Source organism: Kocuria sp. 2SI, assembly GCF_005502825.1.
Lineage (GTDB): Bacteria > Actinomycetota > Actinomycetes > Actinomycetales > Micrococcaceae > Kocuria > Kocuria palustris.
On sequence record NZ_SCNB01000036.1, the window covers coordinates 1 to 10869 of the forward strand.

Here is a 10869-nt window from a genome sequence, read left to right on the forward strand (position 1 = left end):
TGTGACATCCCCGCGATCCTCGGCGCACAACGCGCATCAGGACCACGCCGATCCTGCGCATCACCCAGAGGACCCGATCTCGGCAGCCAACCCACACTCATCTGTGAAGGGCCTCATATCGCCGCAATGGCTCGCCAGTGACACGATCGATATGCGAGAGGCGGTTCACGCGGCAACGGACGAGGACCGCGTGAACAGTCGACGTCGAGAGACCAAGTCGCGCAGCGATCTGGGCTGGCCCCAGTCGAAGCCGCCAGCGCAGGTTGATGATCTTCTTCTTGACATACTCGGGCGTCCTGCCTGGGATCCGGTGCGGCTTGCTGGAGCGATCCTGCATCCCGAACTCACCCTCTTCCCGGTAGCGGCCGGCCCATTTCCGGGCAGTGATCGGGGAGACCATGAACATCTTTGCGGAGATCGTGGCCGGATAGCCGTCTTCGACAATCAGCCGGGCTAACCGGAGACGGGCACGAGGAGTGAGAAGAGCGTTCGGATGGGTCATCAATTGGCCTCCGCCGCGGTCTTCGTAAGCGCGCGTCCGGTGAGAAGCATGATGACGAGAGCGATCGCTGTCAGCACCGAAGCGACCCAAACCGGCGCGAGCAGCCCCAGCCCGGTCGCGAGCCCGAACGCACCAAGCACGGGCCCCGCGGCAGCTCCGATATTCAATGCTGCGGTTGCGTACGAACCGCCCATCGTTGGCGCACCCGATGCTGCATACAGCACACGCGTGATCAGAGTACTGCCGACGCCGAACGACAGGAATCCCTGAACGAGGACGAGGACGATAAGCGCAACGGGATGAGATGCGACTACTGCCAACACGATCCAGCCTGTCAGCAATAGCGGTCCACCGACTGCGAGCACGAGGCCAGGTCGTTGATCTGATAGTCGTCCTGCGATCGTGACGCCAAGGAACGATCCGATGCCGAACATCACCAGCGCGACGGACACCCACGCTTCGGCCAAGCCCGCGGTCTCGGTCACGATGGGAGCCAGGAAGGTGAATGCCGCAAAGGTCCCTCCGTTGATCAGCGCTCCGAGTGCCATGGCCAGGATGAGCCGCGGCGTCGCCAACTGGCTGAGCTCGACACGGAGCCTTGGTGAGGTCGCGCTAGTCTCGCTCCGACCAACATTGTTCGTGACGCCACGAATGACTCCAACGGCCGCGGGAATACAGAGGATGGCGATCGCCCAGAACGTCGTTCGCCAGCCCAGCGCTGTGCCGAGCAGTGCCCCGGCGGGGACGCCCACGACGGTTGCGATCGTCGTGCCGGAGAGCAGGATCGACAGTGCACGCCCCTTCTGGTTCGCTGGCACGAGGGTAGTGGCCGTGCTCAGTGCTACGGCGAGGAATCCTGCGTTTGCGAGAGCGCTGAGCACCCGGGTGATGAGCAGGAGAGAGAACACTGGTGTCATCGCTCCGATGACGTGGCTTCCCGCGAACACGAGAAGGCAAACGATCAATGTGAGCCGCGGTGGCCAACGGCGAGCGAATGCCGCCATCACTGGCGCGCCGACGACCATACCGACCGCGAATGCGGAGGTCAGCAGGCCCGCAGTGCCGACCGAGACGTCAAGTTCGGTCGCGATCGCGGGGAGCAATCCCGCGAGCATGAATTCTGAAGTGCCCATGACGAAGACCGCCAGGGCAAGCATGTAGAGAGCGAAAGGCATCGAGTACTCCGAGGTGTGAGATCAAGAAAATGGTTCTTCTTGTCACCACGGCCAGTGCCCCGGGTACGCCAGACATACGCCCACACAGATCGTGGGCGTCGTAACTAGTGGTTCAAGGGGCTGGCGGTGTGACCGACAACCCCTGACCTGTCTGATTCGGGACTCCACATGCCCCAAACTCTACACGCCTTCAATGGTGAGCGGTCTGGACAGATACTTCTTGAATCATCACGGTGTCATTGCGCGCGGGGGCAGAACAACGTCCCTGGACATCACAACTAGCTCACGGCCGGACCCACTATTGAAGGCAGCAGTGGCCTAAGGAGTTCCACGGCGGATCAAGGCCTTCGCCGCGCACCGAGGACGCATTTGCCAGTAGATCCCTGATCGACAGTCGCCGGATAGGCCACACACACGGTTGGCACCAGGGTGCGACTCGGCGCGCTGCGCGCACCTGCCCGCTGAGGCGGCCCCTTCCTGAGCCCGTCTCAGGAAGGGGCCATCGTGGTGATGACGATCCGCCCCATGTCTGCCGGCCGTGGCTACGAGTACCTCTTGAGAACCGTCGCCGCCGGTGACGGCGACCGAGAGCTGGGCACACCGTTGACCCGCTACTACACCGAGTCCGGTAGCCCACCGGGCACCTGGCTCGGCACCGGCCTGGCCTCCCTCGACGACGGTACCGGCACCGGTATCGCCGACGGGTCGACGGTGACGGAGGAGCACCTGGTCCGGTTGCTCGGGCAAGGCGTACACCCGGCGACCGGCGCAAAGCTCGGCCACGCCTACCCGACCTTGCCTGAACCGCGTGAGCGGATTGCCGACCGGGTTGCGAAGCTCGACCCGGACTTGCCGGTTGCGCAACGTGAGGTCGCGATCCGGGACATTCGCGACGAAGAGGTTGCACGCAAGCCCAAGAGCGCCATTGCAGGCTTCGACCTGACGTTCTCCCCGCCGAAGTCCCTGAGCACTCTCTGGGGTGTTGCGGATGCACTGACGCAAGAGCTGCTGGCACAGGCCCATCATGCCGCGATGCGCGATACCGTTGCGTTGCTCGAGGAGCGGGTGGCCTCGACCCGGGTCGGCAAGGGAGGGATCGCGAGGATGCCGATCACCGGTGTCATCGCCACCGCTTTCGACCACTACGACTCGAGAGCCGCCGACCCGCAGCTGCACACGCATCTGGTGGTCTCGAACAAGGTCCAAGGCGAGGACGGGAAGTGGAGGAGCCTGGATTCGCGGCGGCTGCACAAGGCCACCGTCGCTCTCTCGGCCAGTTACAACGCCTACCTCATCGACCATACCGCCGACCTGCTCGGCCTGACCTGGGAGCCCGTCGACCGAGGCAAGGACCGGAACACCGGCTGGGAGATCACCGACGTCCCCTCGGAGCTGATCGCGGAGTTCTCCCGCCGCACCACCGGCAGCGTCGGTGTGGAGGGTATCGAGCAGGCGAAGAACCGGCTCATCCGCGACTACCAGGACACCCACGGGCACGCGCCCAGCCCGGACACGATCGCACGGTTGCGCCAGCAAGCAACCCTCGAAACCCGCCCCGAGAAGGAGCTGCATTCGCTGGCCGAGCTCACCGCGGACTGGCGGGAGCGTGCAACCCGGGTGCTGGGCACCGATGCAACCACCTGGGCGCAAGACGTGCTCGCCCACACACCCGGGGCGTCCCGGTTGCGTGCCGAGGACCTCGGCGCGCAACAGGTGGAGGATCTGGCAGCGGTTGTGGTGATGACGGTCGCGGATCGGCGCTCGACCTGGACGAGGTGGAACTTGCACGCCGAAGCCATGCGCCAGCTCATGTCCATCCGCTTCACCACGCCGGCCGAGCGCACCGCCGTGCTGGATCAGGTCGTGGCCGTCGCCGAAGCGCAGTCGCTGCGCCTGACACCCGAGTATGACCGTCCGGTGCCGGGGCACTATGTCGACGGGACCGGGAACCGTTTCCAGTCCAGCGACCAGGTCGCCTATTCCAGTCAGGAGATCTTTGACGCCGAACACCGCCTGATGGATCACGCCGAGGACACGTCCGGGCCTCGGCTGCCGTCCCGGATGGTTGCCCGGCATGTCTCTCGGAAGATCCAGCGGGTGAGGCTGGCCGAGGATCAGGCCGCCGCTGTGACTCGCATCGCCCAGTCTGGGCGGAGCCTGGATCTGCTGGTTGGCCCGGCCGGTGCGGGGAAGACCACCGCGCTGCGCGGGCTGCACCGTGCCTGGAGTGCCCGCCACGGGCAGGGTTCCGTGATCGGTTTGGCTCCCTCGGCGGCCGCGGCGGAAGTCCTCGGGGAATCGTTGGGCGTGCGGGCCGAGAACACGGCGAAGTTCCTCTACGAGCACCAGAGAGGCGGGTGGGACTTCCAGCCCGGGCAGCTGATCTTGCTCGATGAGGCCAGTCTGGCCGGGACGCTCACGTTGGATCGGCTCGCCGAGCACGCGGGGCAGGCCGGGGCGAAGCTGGTGCTGGTCGGTGATCCGGCCCAGCTCGGTTCTGTGGAAACCGGCGGGGCGTTCGGGATGCTCGTGCGCCACCGCGCCGCCCCGCCGACGTTGACCGATGCGCGGCGGTTCGTCCACGAGTGGGAGAAGACCGCCAGCCTCGACCTGCGTCGAGGCAAGACCGCCGTGCTCGAGGACTATGAGAACCACAGCCGGCTGGCCGACGGGAGTATCAAGCGGATGCTCGATGCCGCCTACACCTCTTGGCAGCACGACCGCGACGAAGGGCTGGCGACACTGATGATCGCGGGTAACGCCGAGATGGTCGCCGAGCTGAACACCCGCGCCCGCGACGACCTCATCGAGGACGGCCGCGTCGAGCGCGACGGGACCGGGCTGCATGACGGCACCACTGCCGGGGTGGGGGACTTGGTGGTGACCCGGCGCAACGACCGACAACTGAGTCTCGGTCGGTCCTGGGTAAAGAACGGAGACCGCTGGGCCGTCGCCCGCCGCCTCGAGAACGGGGCGCTGGCCGTGCGCCGCCTCGACCCCGGAGACCAGCCTGCTGGTCCTGAGCTGGTCCTGCCGGCGGAGTACGTGGCTGAGGACGTCGAACTCGGTTACGCCACCACGGTCCACCGGGCGCAGGGGGCCAGTGTGGATACCGCGCATGCCCTGGTCGACCCGGAGACGGCGTCCCGGGAGCTGTTCTATGTCGCGATGACCCGCGGCAAGCAGAGCAACAGTGCCTATGTGATCCAGCCGGACCCGCACGAGGTTGAGACCCACCTGGAGCCCCCGGAGCCGCTGACCCGGATCGGTCAGCTGCACCGGGTGTTGACCCGCAGTGATGCGGACCTCTCGGCAACGGAGACCTTGAAGCAGGAGCTCGACCGGCATGCCTCCCTGGAGACCCTGCTGGCGGAGTATGACGTGCTGGCCCGGGAGGCGCAGGTCGAGCGGGTGGCCGCCTACCTCGATGTCGCCCCGTTCCCGGAGGGGATCGCCGATGCGGTGTTCACCAGCCCGCACTACGAGCAGCTCGAGGCCGCGGTGATCCGCCACGAAGCCGCCGGGCATCCGCCCACCCGGATCCTGAGCCGTCTTGCCCCGCGCCTGCAGTCGGGGACCGGGGAGAGGGATCCTGCGGCGGGGTTGGCGTCGATGATCGACGCGGCCACCACGCAGATGCCACGTCGCAAGGCGGCCGCACCCGGGCGGGTGGCGGGGCTGATCGCGCGTCCGGCCGGGCCCTTGGATGAGGACATGCGAGTCGCCCTGCAGGAGCGGGAAGACCTGATCACCACCGCGGCCGCGGCGTCGCTGGATGAGGCGATAGAGCACGGGGCCTCCTGGGCAGCCAAGCTCCGGAAACCAGGACCGACTCCGCGTGAACGCCAGCAGTGGCGCGGACTGGCAGTGAGCATCACCTTGTACCGCCACCGCTATGACGTCCGAGAGTCCACACCTCTGGGTTCGCCGGGCGGCGTGAGTTCCCCGCAGCAGGCAGCCGAGCGGCGGGTTGCTCAGGCCGCGTACTCACGACTGCGATCCCAGCAATCCAATACGCCGGGGCGAACCCAGGCACCCACCCGAGAGGCACCGCGGCAGAGTCTCTAGGTGTTGTGCGCCACGACGTCGGCCCGTCTGACCGACAACGATAGGCCGTCGCGGGCGAAGGTAATGTCTCCGTCCGGCCAAGCACAGCAGCCTGGTTAGGCAGACAGCGCGCCCAGCGCGAGCGTGAGACCTCCAGTTAGCAAGCCCGGGCACTTCGTAGTCGTCTCTCCACGGAGCGAGGCACGATCGCCGGGGGCTTCGAGGACCACGATGCATCGGCGGCATGAGTCGCGCGCCATCAAGCAGAGGAGCCCCTCGAAGTTATCGAGGCAGACGAAGCTGCGACCAGGTCGGCCAAGACCGCGTCGGCCTGCGTGCGCGGCACCACCGTGACTAGTTCGCTCTACTGGCCCGGCTCCCACGGCTAGAGAGAGTCCGGCGTGATGCGGCGAAGTATCAGCCGGCAGCCTTCAACATGAGGCGACCAGGTGCCAGGCGGCCGCCCAACAGGATCGAGCAGCAGCCGCGCACCAGGCAACGACAGCTTCCAGAGGAGCATCCCACCCGAAATCGCCTCGTTGCGTCCGACCAACACAGGGCCTCTAGGGGGAGGCATCGTCAAACCGCCTCAGTTACGCCGTATGTTACGTGACCTGGAGCTTCGTAACGAGCCGCCAGTGGTCAGCGCCGTCAGGCAGCGCGACACGCCGTTCCATGCTTGCGCCTCGGCCGGTGGATATTGCTCGGGTGGCCTGACGCGACACGTCGCGACTCGACTTGCGCGACCCGCCGGTCATGTTGTTCGATGTTCATGGAATGTCGAATGAACATGGAGGCGCAATGGAAGTTCAACAACTGGGTCTCAGCCCGATGCCGAAAGGCTCCGTCGCGCCGACGCCACTGCCGCCTCGCATCCGCATGTGGGAAGTGCGGACGTCGGAGCACGTCGCCGAGGTGTACTCAGTCAGTAGGTTGGTTGCACCTGCTGATGGGTGGGTTGCCTCCAAGGCTGCCGTGTGGCCGGTGGTTGTTGTAAAAGTTTAGCCATGGCTGCAGGGCGTCGGTTGGGACTGCCGCACATTTAGGTGACAGTTGGGGGTGTCAGGCCGCGAGGCTCACGGCCGGGTTCATGATGGTCTCGTATTCGATGGGGGTCAATCGGCCCAGACGGGTCTGTCGGCGGCGTCGGTGATACGTCCTTTCGATCCAGGTGATGATTGCGATTCGGAGCTCTTCTCGGGTCTGCCAACGCTTACGGTCCAGGACGTTCTTCTGTAGCAGCGCGAAGAAGGACTCCATGGTGGCGTTATCGCCGGCAGCACCGACCTGGCCCATGGATCCGATGAGGTGGTGACGGTTCAGGGCGTGCACGAACTTCCGTGACCGGAACTGGGCGGATTCAACTGGTCGTCGCAACACCCTGACAGAGAGGGTAGTGATGGGACGTCCAGCGGGATGGTTGAGGGACCTCACGGGAAGGAATCCGATGATCTCGCCCGGGGCCCCGTCGAGCAGGCGGAGCATCGAGCGAGAGTTCTGGAAGGAAATCGCTTCTGGCGTCTCGTCAGAGGACGCGGCTGCGGCGGTGGGCGTGTCACCAGCGGTCGGGACCCGCTGGTTCCGTCAAGGTGGCGGCATGCCGACGATCACGTTGTCCCAGCTAGGGGGCCGGTACCTGTCATTCGCCGAGCGTGAGGAGATCGCGCTGATGCGCTCCGGCAGTCTCGGGGTCCGCGAGATCGCTCGCAGGCTCGGCAGGGATCCCTCGACGATCTCACGAGAGCTGCGCCGGAATGCGGCGACGCGGGGCGGGAAGCTCGAGTACCGAGCCTCGGTCGCGCAGTGGAAGGCCGAGCTGCTCGCCCGTCGCCCGAAGACCGCGAAGCTCGTGCGCAACCCGCGATTGCGCGAGTACGTCCAAGAGCACCTCGACGGGAGCCTGCACCTGCCCGACGGGACTCTCGTCGACGGACCCCAGGTGGCGGCGTGGCAGGGCCGGAACAAGCCGCGCCGGGGCGACCGGAAGTGGTCGCTGGCATGGAGCCCGGAACAGATCGCCCAGCGAGTCAAGGTCGACTTCCCCGAAGATGAGAGCATGCGGATCAGTCACGAAGCGATCTACCAAGCCCTCTACATCGAAGGGCGCGGAGCGCTCAAACGCGAACTCGTCGCCGCGCTGCGGACCGGCCGGTCGCTACGCAAGCCCAGAGCAAGAACACGGAACAAGCCCCAGGGACACGTCACCGCCGATGTCGTCATCTCCCAACGGCCTGCCGAAGCCGCTGACCGGGCGGTGCCAGGCCATTGGGAAGGCGACCTGATCATCGGCACGAACCGATCGGCGATCGGCACCCTCGTCGAACGCAGCAGCCGCTCGACGATGCTCGTGCACCTGCCCCGATTGCCAGGCTACGGGCAGCAGCCGCGAGCGAAGAACGGTCCGGCCCTGGCCGGCTATGGAGCCAGCGCGATGGCCCAGGCGCTGACCTCGTCAGTCACGCGGCTACCGGCACAGCTGCGCAAGACCCTGACCTGGGACCGCGGCAAAGAGCTCTCCAGTCACGCGCAGTTCGCGCTCGAGACAGGCACGCAGGTGTACTTCGCCGACCCCCATGCGCCTTGGCAACGCCCGACGAACGAGAACACGAACGGGGTGCTCCGTCAGTACTTTCCGAAAGGTACGGATCTCGCACGCTGGAGCGCGCAGGAGCTCGAAGCCGTCGCGTACACGTTGAACAACCGGCCCCGGAAAGTCCTCGGGTGGAGAACTCCCGCTGAGGTCTTCGCCAACCAGCTACACTCGCTCGATAACACCGGTGTTGCAACCACCGATTGAATCCGCCCTGGGAGCCTCTATCCGAATGCACGATGCAACCGGCGGCGTCACGGCGTCGAGATACCGCGCTGTCCAGGGCATTCACCGCGAGACAAGCCTTCATCCGGTCGCTCATCGAGTAGCCCACGATCCGGCCGGAGAACACGTCCTTGATGGCGCAGAGGTAGAGCTTGCCCTCGTCGGCTTGAGTTCCAGCCATCGTCGCAACACTGGTTCAACTCGCATTCAGTAAAGCATGGAGTCGTTCGGCTGGAGTGTCCCAGTCGAGCGTCTTGCGTGGACGTTCGTTGAGGTCCTCTGCGACGCGTCGCAATTCTGCGGGCGTGTGGCGGGAGAGATCGGTGCCCTTCGGGAAGTACTGGCGTAGGAGGCCGTTCGTGTTCTCGTTGCTGCCGCGCTGCCAGGGGCTGCCCGGATCACAGAAGTACACCGCCATATCGGTGGCGGTCTGGAACCCCACATGCCCCGACATCTCGGTGCCCTGGTCCCAGGTCAGCGAGCGGCGTAGCGCTGCTGGCAAATCAGCGACGGTGGTGATGAGGCCATCGCGCACGGTCTCGGCCGTGTGGTCATGTTCAAGGTGCACGAGGGTAACGAAGCGGCTTGATCGCTCGACGAGTGTTCCGATTGCTGATCGTCCCATCGTGCCGACGATGAGGTCCCCTTCCCAATGCCCAGGGATTGCACGATCCTCAGCTTCCGCGGGTCGCTCAGCGATGGAGACCATAGGGTCCACGAAGCGACTGGTTCTCTTCGCTGGATCGCGCCGTGGTTTTCGTGTTGTCCGCCCGCGCCTCATCGACGCGGCGATCTCGCGTTTCAGAGCGCCGCGTCCTTGGACGTAAATCGCCTGGTAGATCGTTTCGGTGCTCACCCGCATCCCTTGATCGTCCGGGAAGTCTTTCACGAGCCGGTGACTGATCTGCTCTGGTGACCATCGTTTACGCAACTTCGCTGCCACATAGGCGCGCAAATCGCCAGCAGATTCGAGTTTGCATGCACGTCGCCTCGGCCGGCGCGCCGCCGCGATCCGGTGCGCCGCGTAAGGAAGATAGCCGACTGTCGTGGCCGTGTTGCGGGCGATCTCCCGGCTGATCGTCGACGCGCTCCGCCCCAGCGCACGCCCGATCGACCTTATCGAGTCCCCGCGGCTGCGTAGATCGTGAATACGCTCTCGTTCGATCAAACTCAGGTAGCGAGAATCGATAACAGTCTCAAGACGCGCCAGATCAACCGGGGCGCCTCTCGTATAGGCATCACGCGGGCTCTTCACATTCGCCAGTATCGCCGCCTGACGGTAGCGAACTACACGACCGTCGGGGTGAACGCGTCCGCCCGTTATCTGCTTGATGCCCTTGTCCCAATCTTGCGCAGAGCGCTTGTCCACGCCGACCCGTCTCGCAGCATCCGCCCGACTGACACCGTCGGCACGCAACCGCTCAAACCGTGCTCGTTGAGCGCGGGTGTCCTTCCCCGTGAAGATCCCCGCCTGATGCGCCCACTGGGACTGCTGAAGGTTTGGTTGACTTCACGACTGGATAAATTCCAGGAAGGATAGAAGTCATGCCAAAGATCTACACCGATGAGTTCAAGCAATCAGCGCTCGAGCTCTTGGACGATGGAATGACCCAGAAGCAGGTGTGTGCCGACCTCGGTATCTCGAAGTCAGCTCTCCAGGCCTGGGTGCGTGACTCGCGGCTACGCGAGCACGGACTCGAGCCCTCCCGTGATGTCGAGGAGTCTCGCGCCCAGGCGGCAGCGCTGAAACGCATTCGCGAGCTCGAGCGTGAGAACAAGATCCTCCGCGAGGCCGCAGCGTACCTCTCGCAAGCGAACTTGAAGCTCGGTGGCCATCACCCAAAATGATGTACCCGCTGGTCCTTGACCTTGCTGCCACCGGGGTGCCGGTGGCAGTGACCTGTCGGGTGCTCGGCTTTACCAAGCAGGGTTTCTACAAGTGGTGCGCTCATCCGGTCTCAGCTCGGGACTGGGACGAGGCACATCTGATCAATGCCGCCTACGACGTTCATACGGACGATCCTGAGTTCGGGCACCGGTTCATCGCCGATGAACTCCACGCCGCGGGTCTGCAGACGTCAGAGCGTCGTGTGTGGCGATTGTGCTCGCAGCAGCAGTTGTTCTCGCACCCGATCAAACGAGCCCGGAAACACGGCAAGAAGCCCGGCCCGCCAGTGTGTGACGACCTCGTCGAACGCGACTTCACTGCCAAGGCAATCTGTGAGTCTGGATCTGGCTGGTCTGGGACTGGCCGGTCAGGATGGATGTCGGTCGTATCGAACCGGGTGTGACTCTCGAAGCAATTGGCCCGCTTGCGGTGTCTTCCCGTT

6 protein-coding genes and 4 pseudogenes are annotated in these 10869 nt (G+C 65.1%); 4 read left to right on the top strand and 6 right to left on the bottom strand.

Going from position 1 to position 10869, the window contains the following annotated elements; translation table 11 throughout:
* Positions 1 to 103: 103 nt before the first annotated feature.
* The 3 genes and pseudogenes from FFS25_RS12850 to FFS25_RS14195 all read right to left on the bottom strand — a co-directional run.
* Positions 104 to 502 (bottom strand): annotated as a pseudogene (locus FFS25_RS12850) (helix-turn-helix domain-containing protein); the annotation flags it as partial.
* Positions 502 to 1677 carry a chloramphenicol efflux MFS transporter Cmx gene (gene cmx, locus FFS25_RS12855; RefSeq protein ID WP_058199284.1) on the bottom strand — a complete coding sequence of 392 codons (1176 nt, stop codon included), beginning with the start codon at positions 1675 to 1677 and terminating at the stop codon, positions 502 to 504. The gene cmx and the pseudogene FFS25_RS12850, both read right to left, overlap by 1 nt.
* Positions 1678 to 1705: 28 nt before the next feature.
* Positions 1706 to 1753 (bottom strand): annotated as a pseudogene (locus FFS25_RS14195) (chloramphenicol resistance leader peptide); the annotation flags it as partial.
* A gap of 434 nt (positions 1754 to 2187) precedes the next feature.
* Here FFS25_RS14195 and mobF point away from each other — a divergent pair.
* Positions 2188 to 5745: a MobF family relaxase gene (mobF, locus tag FFS25_RS12865; RefSeq protein ID WP_249933905.1), complete on the top strand. Its 3558-nt coding sequence runs from the start codon at positions 2188 to 2190 to the stop codon at positions 5743 to 5745.
* 1041 nt (positions 5746 to 6786) lie between these two features.
* Here the strand turns inward: mobF and FFS25_RS12875 are convergent.
* A pseudogene (locus tag FFS25_RS12875) lies at positions 6787 to 7080 on the bottom strand (integrase core domain-containing protein); the annotation flags it as partial.
* A 43-nt stretch (positions 7081 to 7123) separates the two neighbouring features.
* On the opposite strand from FFS25_RS12875, the gene FFS25_RS12880 reads away from it, so the two are divergent.
* Positions 7124 to 8521 carry an IS30 family transposase gene (locus FFS25_RS12880; protein ID WP_502704731.1) on the top strand — a complete coding sequence of 466 codons (1398 nt, stop codon included), beginning with the start codon at positions 7124 to 7126 and terminating at the stop codon, positions 8519 to 8521.
* 7 nt (positions 8522 to 8528) lie between these two features.
* On the opposite strand, the pseudogene FFS25_RS12885 reads toward FFS25_RS12880, so the two are convergent.
* Together FFS25_RS12885 and FFS25_RS12890 are read right to left on the bottom strand one after the other, a co-directional pair.
* Positions 8529 to 8699 (bottom strand): annotated as a pseudogene (locus FFS25_RS12885) (DDE-type integrase/transposase/recombinase); the annotation flags it as partial.
* Positions 8700 to 8735: 36 nt separating this feature from the next.
* Positions 8736 to 9956 carry an IS30 family transposase gene (locus FFS25_RS12890; RefSeq protein WP_408669573.1) on the bottom strand — a complete coding sequence of 407 codons (1221 nt, stop codon included), beginning with the start codon at positions 9954 to 9956 and terminating at the stop codon, positions 8736 to 8738.
* A 128-nt stretch (positions 9957 to 10084) separates the two neighbouring features.
* On the opposite strand from FFS25_RS12890, the gene FFS25_RS12895 reads away from it, so the two are divergent.
* Both FFS25_RS12895 and FFS25_RS12900 read left to right on the top strand, forming a co-directional pair.
* Entirely contained in the window at positions 10085 to 10387 is a 303-nt protein-coding gene (locus FFS25_RS12895; RefSeq protein ID WP_009885489.1) for a transposase, read from the top strand.
* Positions 10384 to 10830, top strand: coding sequence for an IS3 family transposase (locus FFS25_RS12900; protein WP_137803205.1), 447 nt, complete (start codon positions 10384 to 10386; stop codon positions 10828 to 10830). Before FFS25_RS12895 ends, FFS25_RS12900 begins: the two co-directional genes overlap by 4 nt.
* The last annotated feature ends 39 nt before the right edge of the window (positions 10831 to 10869 follow it).

Bases quoted from the DNA above. Each gene is read 5' to 3' on its own strand.
- FFS25_RS12900 (WP_137803205.1), top strand. From the start codon at position 10,384: ATGATGTACCCGCTGGTCCTTGACCTTGCTGCCACCGGGGTGCCGGTG.
- mobF (WP_249933905.1), top strand. From the start codon at position 2,188: ATGACGATCCGCCCCATGTCTGCCGGCCGTGGCTACGAGTACCTCTTG.
- FFS25_RS12895 (WP_009885489.1), top strand. From the start codon at position 10,085: ATGCCAAAGATCTACACCGATGAGTTCAAGCAATCAGCGCTCGAGCTC.
- FFS25_RS12880 (WP_502704731.1), top strand. From the start codon at position 7,124: ATGGGACGTCCAGCGGGATGGTTGAGGGACCTCACGGGAAGGAATCCG.
- cmx (WP_058199284.1), bottom strand. From the start codon at position 1,677: ATGCCTTTCGCTCTCTACATGCTTGCCCTGGCGGTCTTCGTCATGGGC.